The 16,440-nt window shown below is 68.7% G+C and carries 16 protein-coding genes; 12 read left to right on the forward strand and 4 right to left on the reverse strand.

Annotated features, from left to right (window positions below; all coding sequences use genetic code 11):
* Window positions 1–124 precede the first annotated feature (124 nt).
* Both M1E25_RS04585 and M1E25_RS04590 read left to right on the forward strand, forming a co-directional pair.
* Window positions 125–1,798, forward strand: a complete 1,674-nt coding sequence (locus M1E25_RS04585; RefSeq protein ID WP_251409961.1) for an AMP-binding protein — start codon at window positions 125–127, stop codon at window positions 1,796–1,798.
* A complete protein-coding gene (locus tag M1E25_RS04590) occupies window positions 1,795–3,417 on the forward strand; it encodes an AMP-binding protein (protein WP_251409964.1) in 1,623 nt (540 codons plus the stop codon). Before M1E25_RS04585 ends, M1E25_RS04590 begins: the two co-directional genes overlap by 4 nt.
* Before the next feature lie 34 nt (window positions 3,418–3,451).
* Here the strand turns inward: M1E25_RS04590 and M1E25_RS04595 are convergent, their stop codons facing one another.
* The 3 genes from M1E25_RS04595 to M1E25_RS04605 all read right to left on the reverse strand — a co-directional run bounded on the left by M1E25_RS04595 (window position 3,452) and on the right by M1E25_RS04605 (window position 5,247).
* Entirely contained in the window at window positions 3,452–4,174 is a 723-nt protein-coding gene (locus tag M1E25_RS04595) for a hypothetical protein (RefSeq protein ID WP_251409967.1), read from the reverse strand.
* A gap of 216 nt (window positions 4,175–4,390) precedes the next feature.
* Window positions 4,391–4,663, reverse strand: coding sequence for a hypothetical protein (locus tag M1E25_RS04600; RefSeq protein WP_251409970.1), 273 nt, complete (start codon window positions 4,661–4,663; stop codon window positions 4,391–4,393).
* Complete coding sequence (locus M1E25_RS04605) at window positions 4,660–5,247, reverse strand: RNA polymerase sigma factor (protein WP_251409973.1); 588 nt, start codon at window positions 5,245–5,247, stop codon at window positions 4,660–4,662. The genes M1E25_RS04600 and M1E25_RS04605 overlap by 4 nt, the downstream gene beginning before the upstream one ends.
* Window positions 5,248–5,764: 517 nt before the next feature.
* Between M1E25_RS04605 and M1E25_RS04610 the strand changes: the two genes are divergently transcribed.
* Window positions 5,765–6,199: a GNAT family N-acetyltransferase gene (locus tag M1E25_RS04610; RefSeq protein WP_251409976.1), complete on the forward strand. Its 435-nt coding sequence runs from the start codon at window positions 5,765–5,767 to the stop codon at window positions 6,197–6,199.
* A 427-nt stretch (window positions 6,200–6,626) separates the two neighbouring features.
* Here the strand turns inward: M1E25_RS04610 and M1E25_RS04615 are convergent, their stop codons facing one another.
* Window positions 6,627–7,640 carry a helix-turn-helix domain-containing protein gene (locus tag M1E25_RS04615; protein WP_251409979.1) on the reverse strand — a complete coding sequence of 338 codons (1,014 nt, stop codon included), beginning with the start codon at window positions 7,638–7,640 and terminating at the stop codon, window positions 6,627–6,629.
* Between the two features lie 157 nt (window positions 7,641–7,797).
* Between M1E25_RS04615 and M1E25_RS04620 the strand changes: the two genes are divergently transcribed.
* The 9 genes from M1E25_RS04620 (at window position 7,798) to M1E25_RS04655 (ending at window position 16,112) form a co-directional block, all read left to right on the forward strand.
* Entirely contained in the window at window positions 7,798–7,974 is a 177-nt protein-coding gene (locus M1E25_RS04620) for a hypothetical protein (RefSeq protein WP_251409982.1), read from the forward strand.
* 115 nt (window positions 7,975–8,089) lie between these two features.
* Window positions 8,090–11,923, forward strand: a complete 3,834-nt coding sequence (locus tag M1E25_RS04625; protein ID WP_308290388.1) for an amino acid adenylation domain-containing protein — start codon at window positions 8,090–8,092, stop codon at window positions 11,921–11,923.
* A gap of 22 nt (window positions 11,924–11,945) precedes the next feature.
* Window positions 11,946–12,170, forward strand: a complete 225-nt coding sequence (locus tag M1E25_RS25735; protein WP_308290389.1) for a tautomerase family protein — start codon at window positions 11,946–11,948, stop codon at window positions 12,168–12,170.
* A gap of 21 nt (window positions 12,171–12,191) precedes the next feature.
* A complete protein-coding gene (locus tag M1E25_RS04630) occupies window positions 12,192–13,172 on the forward strand; it encodes a DMT family transporter (RefSeq protein WP_251409985.1) in 981 nt (326 codons plus the stop codon).
* A complete protein-coding gene (gene epsC, locus M1E25_RS04635) occupies window positions 13,169–13,822 on the forward strand; it encodes a serine O-acetyltransferase EpsC (protein ID WP_251409988.1) in 654 nt (217 codons plus the stop codon). Before M1E25_RS04630 ends, epsC begins: the two co-directional genes overlap by 4 nt.
* 29 nt (window positions 13,823–13,851) lie before the next feature.
* Complete coding sequence (gene cysK, locus M1E25_RS04640) at window positions 13,852–14,805, forward strand: cysteine synthase A (protein ID WP_285830380.1); 954 nt, start codon at window positions 13,852–13,854, stop codon at window positions 14,803–14,805.
* A gap of 72 nt (window positions 14,806–14,877) precedes the next feature.
* Window positions 14,878–15,369, forward strand: coding sequence for a cupin domain-containing protein (locus tag M1E25_RS04645; RefSeq protein ID WP_251409991.1), 492 nt, complete (start codon window positions 14,878–14,880; stop codon window positions 15,367–15,369).
* A 90-nt stretch (window positions 15,370–15,459) separates the two neighbouring features.
* Complete coding sequence (locus M1E25_RS04650) at window positions 15,460–15,717, forward strand: YkoF family thiamine-binding protein (protein WP_251409994.1); 258 nt, start codon at window positions 15,460–15,462, stop codon at window positions 15,715–15,717.
* Window positions 15,714–16,112: a helix-turn-helix domain-containing protein gene (locus M1E25_RS04655; protein WP_251409997.1), complete on the forward strand. Its 399-nt coding sequence runs from the start codon at window positions 15,714–15,716 to the stop codon at window positions 16,110–16,112. The genes M1E25_RS04650 and M1E25_RS04655 overlap by 4 nt, the downstream gene beginning before the upstream one ends.
* Window positions 16,113–16,440 lie beyond the last annotated feature (328 nt).

Consider the following 16,440-nt stretch of genomic DNA (forward strand, 5'->3'; position numbering starts at 1 on the left):
GGATGTCCGCAGAGACCAGGTATGGGTCCAAGACCCACTCCTGCTCACTGATGAGGAACGGTGGTGTGACGCGCCGGACTGTGGAGACGATGCACACCAGGCGGTCCGCGACGAGGGAGGACACATGGCGGTAACCAGTGCGACCGAGGAGTTCCGGGCCGCCCGGGACTTCCTGCTCGCCCATCGGGAGGACTACCAGGCGGCGTACGCGGGCTTCCGCTGGCCGCGGCCGGACGCCTTCAACTGGGCGCTGGACTGGTTCGACCGCATCGCCCTCGGCAACGACCGTCCCGCACTGCACATCGTCGAGGAGGACGGCACCGAGACCCGCCTGACCTTCGCCGAGATGTCCTCCCGCTCCGACCGCGTCGCCAACTGGCTGCGCGAGCAGGGGGTGCGGGCCGGCGACCGGATCATCGTCATGCTGGGCAACCAGGCCGAGCTGTGGGAGACCGCGCTGGCCGCCATGAAGCTGCGCGCCGTGGTCATTCCGGCCACGCCTCTGCTGGGTCCGGCCGACCTCACCGACCGGGTCGTCCGCGGCCGGGCGAAGCACGTCGTCGTCCGGTCCGGTGACACGCCGAAGTTCGGCGAGGTGCCCGGCGACTACACCCGGGTCAGTGTGGGCGGTGCGGACGCCGGCTGGCTCCGGTACGAGGATGCCTACGGACAGCCGGACTCCTTCGAGCCGGACGGCCCGACCCGGGCCTCCGACCCCCTGATGCTGTACTTCACGTCCGGTACCACCGCGCAGCCGAAGCTCGTCGAGCACAGCCACGTCTCCTACCCCGTCGGCCACCTGGCGACGATGTACTGGATCGGGCTCCGGCCGGGCGACGTGCACCTCAACATCTCCTCTCCCGGCTGGGCGAAGCACGCCTGGAGCAATCTGTTCGCCCCGTGGAACGCCGAGGCGACCGTGTTCATCCACAACTACACGCGGTTCGACGCCGTCCGGCTGATGTCGGAGATGGACCGCGCCGGGGTGACCAGTTTCTGCGCCCCGCCCACCGTGTGGCGCATGCTGATCCAGGCTGATCTGGGACAGCTGCGGACCCGGCCGCGCGAGGTGGTCGCGGCGGGTGAGCCGCTCAACCCCGAGGTGATCGAACGTGTCCGGGAGGCCTGGGGCGTCACCATCCGGGACGGCTTCGGGCAGACCGAGACGGCCGTGCAGGTCGCGAACACCCCCGGCCAGCCGCTGAAGACGGGCTCGATGGGCCGTCCCACGCCGGGCTTCACCGTCGCCCTGCTCGATCCGGCCACCGGGAAGCCGGGCGACGAGGGGGAGATCTGCCTCGTCCTCGACGAGCAGCCGGTGGGGCTGATGACGGGCTACCACGGGGACGCGGAGCGCACGGCCGAGGCGATGGCCGACGGCTACTACCGCACCGGTGACATCGGGTCCCGGGACGCCGACGGCTACATCACTTACGTCGGCCGCTCCGATGACGTGTTCAAGGCATCGGACTACAAGATCTCGCCGTTCGAGCTGGAGAGCGCGCTGCTCGAGCACGAGGCGGTGGCGGAGGCCGCCGTCGTGCCCGCGCCCGATCCGCTGCGACTGTCCGTTCCCAAGGCGTACGTCGTGCTCGCGGAGGGCTGGGAACCCGGCCCGGAGACCGCCGCGGTCCTGTTCGACCACTCCCGCAGGACACTCGCGCCCTACAAGCGCATCCGCCGCATCGAGTTCGCCGACCTTCCGAAGACGGTCTCCGGCAAGATCCGCCGCGTCGAACTGCGCAACCGCACCGCCGAGGGAAGCACCGCCGAACACCGCGAAGGAGACCTGACGTGACCGAGTTCTCGTACAGCAGCGGAATCGGCGACGCCCCCCTGCTCGGTGACACGATCGGCGCCAACCTGGACCGGGCCGTCGCGGCGCACCCCGACCGTGAGGCCCTGGTGGACGTGGAGAGCGGGCGCCGCTGGACGTACAGGTCCTTCGCGCAGGCCGTCGACGAGGTCGCGCTCGGCCTGCTCGCCAAGGGCATCGGCAAGGGGGACCGGGTCGGCATCTGGGCCGTCAACTGCGCCGAGTGGGTGCTCGTCCAGTACGCGACCGCGCGCATCGGCGCCATCATGGTCAACATCAACCCGGCGTACCGGGTGCACGAACTGGCCTATGTCCTGAGGCAGTCCGGGGTCACTCTGCTCGTGTCCTCGGTGTCCTACAGGACGAGCGACTACCGTGCCATGGTCCGGCAGGTGCGGCCGGAGTGCCCGGCGCTGCGCGAGGTCGTCCTCATCGGTGACCCGAGCTGGGAGGAGCTGGCCGCAGCGGGATCCTCCGTCGACCGAGCGCAACTCATGCGTCTTGCGAGCGAGTTGAGCTGCGACGACCCGATCAACATCCAGTACACGTCCGGAACCACCGGCTTCCCCAAGGGCGCCACCCTCTCCCACCACAACATCCTCAACAACGGCTACTGGGTCGGGGAGATGGTCGGCTACACCGAGGCCGACCGGGTGTGCGTGCCCGTGCCCTTCTACCACTGCTTCGGCATGGTGATGGGCAACCTCGCGGCGACCAGCCACGCCGCGTGCATCGTGATACCCGCGCCGGTCTTCGACCCGGAGGCCACCCTGCGGGCCGTCGAACAGGAGCGCTGCACCTCGCTCTACGGTGTCCCCACCATGTTCATCGCCGAGCTGAACCTGCCGGATTTCGCCGACCACGACCTTGCGACGCTGCGCACCGGCATCATGGCGGGATCCCCCTGCCCGGTCGAGGTGATGAAGCGTGTGGTGGCGGAGATGCACATGTCCGAGGTCTCCATCTGCTACGGGATGACCGAGACCTCGCCGGTGTCCACCCAGACCCGCCGCGACGACGACCTCGAGCACCGCACGGCCACGGTCGGCCGGGTGCTTCCGCACATCGAGGTCAAGGTCGTCGACCCGGTCACCGGAGTGACCGTGCCGCGCGGCGAATCCGGTGAACTGTGCACCCGCGGCTACTCGGTGATGCTCGGTTACTGGGAGGAGCCGGAGAAGACGGGCGAGGCGATCGACGCGGCCCGCTGGATGCACACCGGGGATCTGGCCGTGATGCACGATGATGGCTATCTGGCGATCGTCGGCCGCATCAAGGACATGATCATCCGTGGCGGGGAGAACGTGTACCCGCGGGAGATCGAGGAGTTCCTCTACGGGCACCCCAAGATCGCGGACGTGCAGGTGGTCGGAGTGCCCGACGAGAAGTACGGCGAGGAGATCATGGCCTGCGTCATCCCGCGCGACGCCGCCGACCCGCTCACGCTCGACGAACTCGCCCGCTTCTGCGACGGGCAGCTAGCGCACTACAAGGTCCCGCGCCATCTGCGCGTCATGGACAGCTTTCCGATGACGGTCAGCGGCAAGGTGCGCAAGATCGAGCTGCGCGAGAGCTTCGCCCCGCAGCCTCCCGCCCCCTGACCGCGGGCCGGTCCGCCCGCAGGGGCCCCTCGGCTCAGCTCTTGATCGCGCCGGTGCGCAGCAGGTCGTCGGCGGCGTCGTTCACCGGCTGAGGGGTTCCGGTGAGGTCCATGACGAAAAGGGGCACGCACAGGTCGTCGGCTCGGGCCCGGGCGTTGTGTGCGTAGCCCGCCAGCGAGAAGAACACCGGCAGGGACGACGTGTTCAGCCCGTGCAGCCACAGGCATTCGATGTCGCGCAGACGCGATGGGCTGGTCGCCGGGTCCACCTGGGCGACCACTCCGCTGCCCCGGATGTCGATGCCGGATGCCGGGCGCTCGCCGGACCGGGTGAGATCGGTGAACCCGAGCCACTTCAGGTAGAGGCCGGCCGCGGTGACGGCGTCCCGGCTGGTGCGTATGGTCACCGGCTGGAAGGCGGGCCGGGGGTCGTCGCAGGTGCGGGCCGGCTGCACGGCGCTGTACTCGCCGGGGGCCACCGGCCCGTGACCGAGCGAGGCCTCGGCCACCGGCAGGTGCAGCACCGCGCCGCAGGTGCAGCCGAGTTCGGGTTGCGGCCACTGGTCGACACGCGCGCACGACGCGCAGCGCACCGCGACCCAGGAGTTCTCCCATGTGGGGTGCCCCAGAGGCACGGGGTCGGCGCCGCGCAGCATCGGGAGCGTCAGTGGCGCGCCACAGGCACAGGGAAAGGTCGGCGGGCTGAACGAGTGCTCCCGGAGGCACGCGGGGCACTGCACCGGCACGCTCTCTGCCATCTCGGCTCCAGCGCTGTTCGTGGGGGTCTCTTCGGCTGCCATCGTCCACCACACAGGGCGAGTTGGGGAGTCACTCGCAGCAGTTCGGCCACGGGGAACGCGCGGAAGCGCGCAGGACGCGGTGGGGCCCGGCAGGCGCGGGGGCGGCTCAGGGTCCGCAACGGCAGCCCCCGAGGATGCGCTGCTCGGGGGCTGCGGCTGTGGGGCGCGGACCGTCTACCAGTGGCGATGCTCCGTCTGGCCGAGCCAGGAGACGACGGCGCCGACCGTGGGGTAGTTGAGTTCGGCGATGCGGATGACGGCCAGTACATCGTCCGAGAGGAGGCGCACGCCGGCCGAGTCCAGTGCGCAGTGCAACATGACCCGGTGGGCTTCCGTGGCGGTCAGGTGCACTCCCGCCGGGAGGTCCGACAGCAGGGGGGAAATGGGCAACAGGGGTGCGGCCGGGGCGGCCGGTCCGCTGTGGTGGTTCCCTTCCGCGGGCGTCATGGGGTGAAGGTCCCCGCGTCGAGGCTCGTCCGGAGCTGTTGGATGGCCCGGTTCCTCATGGATTTCACGGCGCCCGCGGTGGGGCGCTTCATCCGCCGGGCGATGCGCTGCTTCGGCCAGCCTGCCCAGTACTGCAGTACCAGGGCTTCGCGCAGGTCGCTCGGCAGGGCCAGCAGAGCCTGGCGCAGCGGGTCGTACCGGGCGGTCTGCAGAACCTGGTCCTCGGCCGAGGGCACGACGGCCCGGTCCCAGCCGACCACGTCGTCGACGAGCCATTCCCGGCGGGCACATGCGGACTTGGCGTAGTCGACGGTCAGGTTCCGCGCGATGGTGATGAACCAGGCCCCGATGTCCACGTGGGTGGGCGTGAAATTGTGGATGGCCTGGAAGGCGCGGATGAACGTTTCGCTGGTGATGTCCTCGGCCTGGGCCGGGTTCCGCATCCTGGCGAGCGTGTACCGGAACACGTTGGCGCGGTAGTCGTGGTAGAGACTGGCGAACGCGTCGACGTCTCCGGAACGTGCTCGTTCGACTCGATGCACGTGCGATGCGGACGCAGTGTTACGGGTGGACGATTCCTTCATGGCCTACACCCCTTGCGTTGTGCGGGTTGGGGGTCATGCGACGGGGTCATCGGGTCGGAACCGGTGACCCCGTCCGTGTGCGGTGGTGTCGTGGACTTGGGCGCGCCGGGGCTCGGTGCCTCTCGGCGAGAGCGTTGCCGACCACGCCAGTTCTGCAGATTTTTCAGCTTTCCTCTCGGAGGAGAGAGGCCAAGATGTCTGGATACCTGAGCTCTTCGCCAGAAGAAACGTTCCTCGTTACATAAATGGGACAATTTCGCACATGTGATCAGTTTCGGCATCGGGAGCGGGGCGGCATCTGACGTGCGGAAGTGACCATCGACCGGTGGCGGTGGTTTACGGGCATCAGCCCCGCCGGGCGTCGTATCTCACCCGGCGGGACATGGTCCGAACTGAAGGGAGAGGCCGGATCGTGGCCGCCGAGAAGAGGTTTTCCATGTGGCCCGCCACCCCTGGTGACGAGGCGTCGGTTCGAAGGGTCGCCCTTGCGCGGAGCGCCTGGCTGGAGGAGCGGGGGATGCCCGGCCGGAGTGACTCGGCCGATCTGATTGCCGCCCAGGTGGCGGACCCGGTGTTCCCGGTGTGGGTCCTCGTCGAGAACGAGGGGCGCGTGGTCGGATTCACCACGCTCTTCGAAGAAGCTCCCACCTTGGGATGGTCCGCCGCCGAGCGGCGGGAACCCGCGTTCTATCTGTCGTCGTCCTTCACCGACCCGTCGTACCACCTGTACCGACTGGGACGGATGATGGCGTGGTGGGCCGTGGACCGTGCCGCCCAGCAGGGGCGGGACTGGGTGCGTCGCGTCTGCACGGATGCCGGGCTCGTCCGGCGCTACACCCTGCAGGGGTTCCACCTGGTGCGGGAGGTGGGCCGGGGTGGCGACCGGCTCCGGCTGATGGCGCGGTCCGCCGAACTGCTGCCCGAGCTGGAAGAGATGATGGGCGGACGATAGGCGACTCCCCACCGTCGCGTGCCCGGTCCGGCTTCCGGGAGCGCCCAGCCGTGCGGCCCGGAAGTTCCGGGCGGCACGGGCTGGACGGTCCCTGGGCCGTTCCCCGGAGAACGATCGGGCGCTCCCCTTCCCGGAGCCTGCCGGAAGGACCGTCGGCCCGCGCACCTCGGTCTCGCACTCCTCCGACGTTCCCCGATGGCAGACTTCCGCCCTGAGGCACCGGCGCTCGGGACGTCCGGGGACAGGGGCGGGGCTTGTGCACGGGCGGATGCATGACGGGTGCAGCCGTTTCCCGGAGCGCTGCGGCTGGTCCGGCTGCGGCCCGTGCACCGGGACGACCTGCTGCGGCTGCGGTTCGGCTACCGGCGCACGGGCGGGGAGGGCGGGGGCGCCGGCTGCGCGGCCGCGGCCCCGCAGCCGCATGCGGTCAGCCGTCCTGAAGCTTGCAGAGGAGGTAGCCGGCCTGGAAACGGCTCCGGGCCCGGATGCGCGACATGATCTCCGAGATGTGGCGCTGGCAGGTACGTTCCGACATGCCGAGCCGGCGCGCGATCGATTTGTCGTCCAGTCCCTCGGCCAGCAGGCCGGCGATCGACTGTCGGATCTGCTCGGATAATGCCTTGGCCTGTTCGCGGGAGAGCGAACTGGTCGCGAAGGGCAGGGCGCGGAGCCAGGTCTGCTCGAACACGGTGCACATGAACTCGATGAGGCTCGGCTCACGGACGACCAGGGCTGCGTTGGGATCGTCCCGGACCTCGATCACCGCCATGGAACGGTCGAAGACCAGCATGCGGTGCAGCCCGTCGCCCACCGTGCGCACCCGGGCGCCGAGTTGGGTGGTCCGCTCGACATAGGTGATCGTGGGCTGGCTGTACTGCGCGGTGTGCTGGTAGATCGTGCGCATCGACACGCCTCGCCGCAGCATCTGCTCGTCCCGGGCGATGGCCTCCTCGAGGACCTCGGTGCGGCGACCGCCGCCCGGTTGCGCGGTGAGAACCTCGGTGGTGCAGCGGAGGCTGGCACTCAGGATGACGCTGCGCACGGAGGCGAGGTCAGTGACGGTTTCGATGCACTCGGCCCGTCTTCGGTGCGCCGCCCCGGCCTCGTACTGCGGGATGAGGGACTGGAGGCGGGCCCGGACCTCGTCGATGAGGCGCTGCTGCTGCCGCGCCTCCTGTTCCAGGGGGGTGAGGACCTGTGCTGCGGCGGACTCCGGAGGGACGGGGGTGAGTTCGCTCGGGTTGTCGAGGACCCGGCCCAGCAGATGCAGCGCCTCCAGTTCGTCGATGGCTCGCTTCGCCGAACCGGGGTCCATGTCGAGGGATTCGGCGAGTTCCTCGGGGAAGAAGCGGATCCGGTTCACTGCGAAGGCGTAGGCGCGCAGGGCCTCGCTGCTGAGCTGAGGCGTAGGTGAATTGTCCCGAATGATGCCAGTAGGCATGGTATGGGCCCCCTTCGTGTATACGACGTGCGTGAACACGCCCCCTGCAACGCCTCGAATATGACTCAGGTCTGATGTGACTGTGAACCAGTTCCTCCCCGGTGACTGGAATCCGGCGGTGGATATCTGCAGCTCACACAGAAGGTTCATGCGACCCATGAAGATCATCGGTGCCCGCTTTCTCCTGACCGCCGGCGTGGCGGTCCTCACCCTGACCGGCATCACCGCTCCGACGGCGGCCGCACAGGATTTCCGGCCGGCGGCCGGCGCGTCATCCGTCCTTCTCCCCGGAATGACCGGCGGCGAGGACGGCGACGACACCGGCTGGGGATGAGCATCCCCGGGGCGGGCCCGGTGCCCGCCCCGATTCCGGTGTGAGAGGTGGACGGCAACTCCGAAACGAGAAGCGCATCACGTCTGTCCGACTGGGCCGAAAGGAATTCAGCGCGATGAGTCCCGCATTCCCCGGAGGAAGATGCCTCCCTGAATTTCTCCTGGAACAGGCCGAGGCGCATCCGGACGCCATCGCTGTCGTCGCGGGAGACGACACGATGTCCTGTCGTCGGCTCGTGGAGAGCAGCCGGGACGTGGCGGCGTATCTGGTGCATCTCGGAGTCGTTCCGGACGACCGGGTCGGACTGTTCGTCGAGCCCTCTGCCGAACTCATGGTGGGTGCTTGGGGAATTCTGCGCTCCGGGGGCGCCTATCTGCCGCTGTCGCCGGAGTACCCCGAAGAACGCCTGCGCTACATGATCGAGGACTCGCGTGCCGGGATCGTCTTCGCCCAGGAGCAGTTGCGGCCCAAGCTGGCCGCACTCGCGCCGCGCGGGACGCGGATCGTCACCCTGGAGGAAGCGGCCGGCTTCGCGCAATCGCTCGTCGGATCCGGAAACGACGTGGTTGCCCCGGGCCTGCGGCCGGACCATCTGGCGTATGTCATCTACACATCCGGCAGCACCGGAAAGCCGAAGGGGGTGATGATCGAACACCGCAGCATCGTCAACCAGATGCAGTGGATGCACGAGGCGTGCGGGCTGGACCGGGGAAAGACCGTCCTGCAGAAGACGCCGATGAGTTTCGACGCCGCGCAATGGGAGATCCTCGCCCCGGCATGCGGGGCCCGGGTCGTCATGGGAAGTCCGGGCGTGTACCGGGACCCGGAACGGCTCATGGAGACCGTGGTCCGGCACGGTGTCACCACGCTCCAGTGCGTGCCCACACTGCTCCAGGCACTCGTGGACGCGGAGGAATTCCGCCGCTGCACCTCGCTCACCCAGATCTTCAGCGGTGGGGAGGCACTGTCGAAGAACTTGGCCGTGCAGTTACTGGACGCCCTTCCGCACTGCGATCTGGTCAATCTCTACGGGCCGACGGAATGCACCATCAACGCGTCCGCTTTCGTCGTCGACCGGGGAACCGTCGCGGACGGGCCGCACGCGATTTCGATCGGTTCCCCGGTCCGGAACACCGAATACCACGTGCTCGACGGTAGCCGCGAGCCGGTCGCCGTCGGGGAGGTCGGCGAACTTTACGTCAGCGGTGTGCAGTTGGCGCGAGGCTATCTGCACCGCCCGGAACTGACCGCAGACCGGTTCATCCGCAATCCCTTCTCCTCGGATCCTGCTCACCCCATCCTGTACCGGACCGGGGACCTCGTCTCCCGGAACGCCGACGGCACCCTCCAGTTCGCCGGCCGCACGGACAACCAGGTGAAGCTGCGGGGCTTCCGGGTCGAGCTGGACGAGATACGGCTGCCCATCGAGAGCCACGACTGGGTGAAGAACGCGGCGATCGTCGTCAAGGACGACCCGCGCAGCGGATTCCAGAACCTGATCGCCTTCGTGGAACTGAACCCCAGGGAGGCCGCCCTGATGGACCAGGGCAACCACGGCGCCCACCACCAGTCCAAGGCGAACAAGCTCCAGGTGAAGGCGCAGCTGTCGAACATGGGCTGCCGGACGCCCGAGGAGCTCCGGGGCAGGTCGGTGTTGGACCTGCCCGGCCGGGAGCCCGCCCGGGAGCAGCGGCGGCAGGCGTTCTCCCGCAAGACCTACCGCTTCTTCGAGGGCGGAGAAGTGTCCCGGGCCGACGTCCTGCGTCTGCTGGAGCGCAGGCCCGGACACCGGGGGTCCCGCAGTCCGCGGTCGCTCGGCTTCGGCGAGATCGGGCAGATCCTGAGGTACTTCGGGCAGTACCTCAGCGACGAGCGGCTGCTGCCGAAGTACGGCTACGCCTCGCCCGGTTCTCTGTACGCGACGCAGATGTACCTCGATCTGAACGGGATCGGCGGACTGGAACCGGGCTGCTACTACTACCACCCCGTCAAGCACCAGCTCGTCCTCCTGCAACGGAAGGACGCGGCCGGCGGTGACCGGTTCGGAATCCATTTCATCGGTAGGAAAAGGGCGATCGAGCCCGTCTACAAGAACAACATCCGGGAGGTCCTCGAGATCGAGGCCGGCCACATGGTCGGCCTGTTCGAGGAAGTGCTGCCGGAATACGGGCTGGGAATCAGGCGGGCCGCGTACACGCCCGCGGTCAAGGACGGCCTGGAGTGCGCGGACGAGGACTACTACCTCGGCACGTTCGACATCGTTCCAGCGGACGCCGGAACACCGTGCGAAGACTCCTTCGACGTCTACGTCCAGTCTCATCCCGGAAAAATCGAGGACCTGCCGGCCGGCCAGTACCGGTACCGGGACGGTGATCTGGAGCGAATTTCCGACGAACTGGTGCTGAGAAAGCACGTCATCGCCATCAATCAGGCGGTCTACGACCGTGCGTCGCTCGGGATCACCGTCGTCCGGAAGGGCCCCGACGACTGGGCGAGCTACGTCGATCTGGGGCGGAAGCTCCAGAGCCTTCAGATGAACGATCTCGGGCTCGGCTTCATGTCCTCCGGATACAGCTCCAAGTCGGGCAACGACCTGCCCTCCGCGCGTCGGATGGACTCCGTTCTCGCCGCCTGCGGACTGGAGTCCGGACCGTCGTACTTCTTCGTCGGCGGACGGGTCAGCGAGGAACAGATCCGCAGCGAGGGGATGAAGGAGGACGTCGTGCACATGAAGGGTCCGGCGGAAATGATCAGGGACGACCTGGTCAACTTCCTGCCGGACTACATGATGCCGAACCGGGTCGTCGTGCTGGACGAAATGCCCCTCACCGCCAACGGGAAAATCGACCTCCAGGCGCTGGAGAAGCGGGACGTGGACTTCGCGGACCGTCCCTTCGTCCCGCCGCGCACGATCACCGAGCAGCGGATCAGCGAGCTCTGGAAGAAGGAGATGAAGCGCGAGAGGGTTTCCGTGCTCGACGACTTCTTCGAATCCGGCGGCAATTCGCTCATTGCCGTCGGGCTCATCAACAAGATGAACAAGGAGTTCCAGCGCGGACTGCCGCTGCAGGTCCTCTTCGAGTCGCCGACCGTCGAGAAACTCGCGCACCGGGTCGACGCCCTGGGCGGTGGGACGTCCTCACGGCTCGTCCGGCTGCACGGCGACGGTACGGAGAAGCCGGTCTTCTGCTGGCCCGGACTCGGGGGCTACACCATGAACCTGCGGCTGCTGGCCGGCAGGGTGGGCCTCGGCCGGCCCTTCTACGGAGTGCAGGCGCACGGCATCAACCAGGACGAGACGCCCTTCGCGGCCATCAAGGAGATGGCCGCCGAGGACATCAAGGAGATCAAGCACATCCAGCCGAACGGCCCCTACACGCTGTGGGGTTACTCGTTCGGCGCCAGGGTCGCCTTCGAAACCGCTTACCAGCTCGAAAAGGCCGGTGACGAGGTGGAGAACCTGTTCCTCATAGCCCCCGGGTCGCCGAAGCTCCGCAGCGGGACGGGAAACGCCGACGCGACCGAGGCCACATACCACAACGAGGCCTACGTGACCATTCTCTATTCGGTCTTCTCGGGCAGCATCAGCGATCCGGCGCTGGCCGAGTGCCTGAAAGTGGCCAAGGACGAGGAGAGCTTCGCGTCCTACATCAGCGGAACGTTCAACAACCTGGACGTGGACCTGGCGAAGCGGATCATGAAGGTCGTCTACCAGACGTTCCAGTTCAAGTACGCATTCCGGGAGCTGGTGGAAAGAAGGATCTCGGCCCCCGTGACGATCTTCAAGGCGCAGGGCGACGACTACTCCTTCATCGAGAACAGCAGCGGCTATTCGGCGAAGGCGCCCACGGTCGTCAACCTCGAAGCCGATCACTACAGCATGCTCAGGGACCCCGGCATCGACGAGCTCGTCGATGTCATCCACCACCGCCTGAGCGTCGGCAAATGATCCCCGGACCGAAGGAGGCCGCATGCCGCACGTCAACATCAAGCACTTCCCCGTCCCGCTCGACAAGGAACGGGAGGACGCCCTGGTCACGGTGGTGACCCAGGCCCTGACGGACGCTCTCGGGTGCGACGAGGGCGCAGTGTCGATCGCGCTCGAACCGGTGGAGCAGGAGTTCTGGAACGAGCAGGTCTACGTCCCGGAGATCGTCGGCCGGAAGAACCTTCTGCGCAAGACACCGAACTACTGAGGGAACTGAGGAAAGAGACACATGAAGAACGCCACCGTCGTACGGTTCCTGCTGCTGGCCACCCTCTGGGGAAGCAGTTTCACCTTCATCAAGATGTCCCTGGAAGGACTGACACCCAGCCAGCTCGTGCTGGGCCGGCTCGTGCTCGGTGCCGTCGTACTGCTCGCCATCGCCGGAATCCGCAAGGCCCCCCTGCCCCGCTCGGCCGACCTCTGGGGCCATGTGGCCGCCGCCGCACTGTTCGGCAACGTCATCCCGTTCCTCCTGCTGTCCTACGGCGAGCAGACCACCGGCGCGGGCATCGCGGGCGTCCTCGTCGGCGCCACCCCGCTGCTCACCATGACGCTCGCCGCCGTGCTCCTGCCCGCCGAAAGGGTCACCTCGCGCAAGGCCGTCGGCCTCGTCGCCGGCTTCATCGGGGTGGTGCTGGTCATCGGCCCGTGGCGGGAGGCGGCCGGATCGCTCGGAGGCCAGCTGTCCTGCGTCGGAGCGGCACTCAGCTACGCCGCCGGATTCGTCTACGTCCGCAAGTACCTCTCACCCCGCGGGCTCGCACCGCTCTCGCTCGCCGCGTCGCAGCTCGTCGCCGCCGCTGTCCTGCAGGGACTGGTGACCCCCTTCCTCGCCTGGGACACCCCGCACTTCACCACCCGGGTGACCCTGAGCATCGTCGTGCTCGGACTCTTCAGCACCGGCCTCGCTTACATCCTGTACTTCTCGCTCATCGGCGAGGTCGGCGCCACCACGGCATCCGCGGTCAACTACGTGGTCCCGGTGGCCGCGGTGGTGATCAGCGTTCTGGCCCTCGGCGAGCCGGTCACCTGGAACCTGCTGGTCGGCGGTCTGGTGGTGCTCGTCGGCATGGGGTACGCCGAGAACCGCGTCAAGCAACTGCGCAGTGTCAGCGGGGAATCCGCGCCCGCTGCCGCCCCGGCGGCCGGCCCGCAGGACGAGCCCGTCGACACCGCTCGGGAAGCCGGTGTCTCCGAGGGATCGCGGTGAGCGCTGCGGACCTCTTCCGGGCAGCATCCGCCGACCTGGACACCATCCGGGAGCGGGACCCCTCGGTGAGGTCGCGCACCGAGGCCCTGCTCCACCCGTCCCTGCCGGCCCTCTGGGGGCACCGGGTGGCGCACCGCCTGCACCGCCGGGGGCTCCGCCGCGCGGCGCGCCTCGTCTCGGTGGCCGCCCGGGTCCTGTCGGGGAGCATCGAGATCCATCCCGGCGCCGAGATCGGCCGGCGTTTCTTCGTCGACCACGGCGCCGGGGTGGTGATCGGGGAGACCGCGGTCATCGGAGACGACGTCACGGTCTTCCACCAGGTGACGCTGGGCTCGGTCGGCTGGTGGCACGACGCGGCCCGGCCCGAGGGGTCGCGCCGCCACCCGCGGCTCGGCGACCGGGTCGTCATCGGAGCCAACGCCACCCTGCTCGGCCCGATCACCGTCGGGGACGACGCGGTGATCGGTGCACAGGCCCTGGTCGTCGAGGACGTCCCGGGCGGCTCCCGCGTCCTCGCGCCGAAGGCCGCCCCCGCCCGCAGACGGTTGCAGCCGGCAGGGCTGCCGCCGCTTCAGCAGTTCCACCACCCCGCGGCAGCAGCCGCTGGGGGCCGGGACAGGGGCGCGGTCACCGCCTTCCCCACCTGGTGATCCGACCCACCGAAACGGAGGACATCGTGCTGTCGCTGCCCCAACGCCCGCTCGCCGACTCGCTGGAAGACCTCATCGGGGGAACCCCCATGGTCCGGCTCGACCTCGCTGCACCGGACACCGGAACCACGGTGCACGCCAAGCTGGAGATGGCCAACCCGCTCTCGAGCGTCAAGGACCGTACCGGTCTGTACATGATCGAAGCCGCCGAGAAGCGCGGTCTGCTGGGCCCCGGCGGCACCGTGGTGGAGGCCACCTCCGGGAACACCGGGATCTCCCTGGCCGCCCTGTGCGCGGCCCGCGGGTACCGGTGCGTGATCGTGCTCCCGGACAACGCCACCAACGAGCGCGTCCAGATGCTCCGCGCGTTCGGCGCCGAGATCGTCAGGACACCGCACGAGAAGGGCTACGTGGCCGCGATCGAGAAGGCCGAGGAGATCCATCGCGACCTGCCCGGTTCCTGGTTCGCCTGCCAGCACGAGAACCCCGACAACGTGGAGGCGCACTACGCCACGACCGGGCCGGAGATCTGGAACGACACCGGCGGCGAACTGGACGTCCTGGTCTGCGGAGTCGGCACCGGCGGCACCCTGACCGGCACCGCCCGCTACCTCAAGGAGCAGGACCCGGCGATCCGGGTGGTGGCCGTCGAGCCCGAGCGCTCGCCCGTCATCAGCCAGGGATGGGGCGGCCTCCACCGCATCCCCGGCCTGAACGGCGGGTTCGTGGCGGACACCACCGACATCGGCCTGATCGACGAGGTCGTCACCGTGTCCGACGACGACGCCTTCGCGACCGCCCGCACGGTGGCCCGCACGGCCGGCCTCCTGGTCGGGGTCTCATCCGGGGCGGCCGCCCACGCCTGCCGGGTGCTGTCCTCGCGGCCCGGATACGCCGGCAAGAGGTTCGTCACCGTCTTCCCGGACACCGGCGAGAGATACCTGTCATGGCTCCAGGCCGCTGCCGACAGCGACGAGAACTGACGCCGCCCCGCAGGTCCCCACGGATGGCACGACCGACGTCCCCACGGACGACACACTGAGGAGTGAGACCGGATGACCATGCTGCCCAAGATATTCCTGCCCGGCGAGGGCGAGGCAGTGAAGATCGGCACCACCACGCAGACGACCTTCAAGGCCGTCGGCGGCTGGACCGACGACCGGCTGGGCCTGTTCGAGCACCAGATGGACCCGGGTGCCCCCGGTGCCTCTCCGCACGTGCACCGTGAACAGCTCGAGGCCTTCTACGTCCTGGACGGCGTGGTGGAACTGCACCTCGACGGGAAGAGCTTCGCCGCCCCGCGCGGCACGTTCGTGAACGTCCCCGAGAACATGTCGCACGGTTTCCGCAATCCGTACCAGGACCAGGCGACGATGCTCATCGTCTTCACCCCGGCCATCAACCGGGAGGAGTACTTCCGGGGGCTCGCCGAGCTCTACCAGGACGGCAACCGGCCCACCGAGGACGAGCTGCTGGACCTCATGCACCGCTACGACCAGTACGAGCTGACGATGGACGGCTCCGTCCCCGGCTGGGGACGCCACTGATCCGGGTGCCGGCCGCCCCCGCGGGCGGCCGGCACCCGGTCCGCGGTACGAGGCCGCGGGCCCCGGCGGCCCGCCGACTACGCTGAGGGCATGGTGCGACGACTGCGGGTCGAGTTCACGACCGAGCCCTTCGACCTCGACGAGGCACCCCCGCACGCGGTGGTGGCGCGCGAGGTCGTGCAGCGTGCCGGGCTCGAGGACATCGACGTCGGTCCGTTCGGCAACACGGCGGATGGGCCGGCCGAGACGGTGCTCGCCACCGTCGACACCATGCTGCGCCGGACCCTGGAGGCCGGGGCCACGCGGGTCTCGATCCAGGTCAACGTGGTCGCTGAGGGCGAGGCATGACCGCAGCCGAGGGCCACCCCTTCGTGGCCGCCGTCAAACCCCTGGTGGACGCCATGGGCGGTGAGATGGTCGCCCCCGAGGACGCCCGGGACGACGACGTCGTCCTCGCCTGGGAGGGCCGCGAGGTGCTGGCCGTGCGTCTGCCCCACCTCTCCGACTCCCTCGACCACATCCTCGCGGAGCTCGAACGGCGCCACGGCGTACCGCTGTCCGAGCTGGACCGCCGCACCAAACAGTCCGTCGTGCGCCTTCTGGAGACCCGGGGTGCCTTCTCGGTGCGGCACGGGGTGGAGACGGTGGCCGGCGCGCTGGGCGTCAGTCGCTTCACCGTCTACAACTACATCAACTCCCAAGAGGAGAAGCGCGCCGAGAAGCGCCGGGGCGAGGCGCAATGAATGGCCCTGCCTGCAGAGACGGTTCGACAACTCCTCGAGACAGCTCCTCGTGCCCGAGTCCCGGGCAGCGCCCGTGTTCCGGCTTCCGCGGTCCACGGCCATCCGGTGGAGGCCCGGTTCTTGCCGGAGGGGGACGTGCGTCTCTTCGGTGCGCACCGACAGCCGCGAAGGACCGCTGAGATCCGGTCGCAGCGGCGTGCATGCGGGGTGCCTGCCTCGCACGGGCGCCCTCGTGTTGCCGCTGCCGGAGACCGTCGGCAGACTGTTTCAACAAACTGTTGACGTCTCGGGGTGGTGGGGCGTTAGCTAGTGCTGTGACCGGAAAGGT

The organism is Streptomyces meridianus, from assembly GCF_023703325.1.
Taxonomy (GTDB): domain Bacteria; phylum Actinomycetota; class Actinomycetes; order Streptomycetales; family Streptomycetaceae; genus Streptomyces; species Streptomyces meridianus.

Bases quoted from the DNA above. Each gene is read 5' to 3' on its own strand.
- M1E25_RS04585 (WP_251409961.1), top strand. From the start codon at position 125: ATGGCGGTAACCAGTGCGACCGAGGAGTTCCGGGCCGCCCGGGACTTC.
- M1E25_RS04595 (WP_251409967.1), bottom strand. From the start codon at position 4,174: ATGGCAGAGAGCGTGCCGGTGCAGTGCCCCGCGTGCCTCCGGGAGCAC.
- M1E25_RS04600 (WP_251409970.1), bottom strand. From the start codon at position 4,663: ATGACGCCCGCGGAAGGGAACCACCACAGCGGACCGGCCGCCCCGGCC.
- M1E25_RS04605 (WP_251409973.1), bottom strand. From the start codon at position 5,247: ATGAAGGAATCGTCCACCCGTAACACTGCGTCCGCATCGCACGTGCAT.
- M1E25_RS04610 (WP_251409976.1), top strand. From the start codon at position 5,765: ATGCCCGGCCGGAGTGACTCGGCCGATCTGATTGCCGCCCAGGTGGCG.
- M1E25_RS04615 (WP_251409979.1), bottom strand. From the start codon at position 7,640: ATGCCTACTGGCATCATTCGGGACAATTCACCTACGCCTCAGCTCAGC.
- M1E25_RS04620 (WP_251409982.1), top strand. From the start codon at position 7,798: ATGAAGATCATCGGTGCCCGCTTTCTCCTGACCGCCGGCGTGGCGGTC.
- M1E25_RS04625 (WP_308290388.1), top strand. From the start codon at position 8,090: ATGAGTCCCGCATTCCCCGGAGGAAGATGCCTCCCTGAATTTCTCCTG.
- M1E25_RS25735 (WP_308290389.1), top strand. From the start codon at position 11,946: ATGCCGCACGTCAACATCAAGCACTTCCCCGTCCCGCTCGACAAGGAA.
- M1E25_RS04630 (WP_251409985.1), top strand. From the start codon at position 12,192: ATGAAGAACGCCACCGTCGTACGGTTCCTGCTGCTGGCCACCCTCTGG.
- M1E25_RS04645 (WP_251409991.1), top strand. From the start codon at position 14,878: ATGACCATGCTGCCCAAGATATTCCTGCCCGGCGAGGGCGAGGCAGTG.
- M1E25_RS04650 (WP_251409994.1), top strand. From the start codon at position 15,460: ATGGTGCGACGACTGCGGGTCGAGTTCACGACCGAGCCCTTCGACCTC.
- M1E25_RS04655 (WP_251409997.1), top strand. From the start codon at position 15,714: ATGACCGCAGCCGAGGGCCACCCCTTCGTGGCCGCCGTCAAACCCCTG.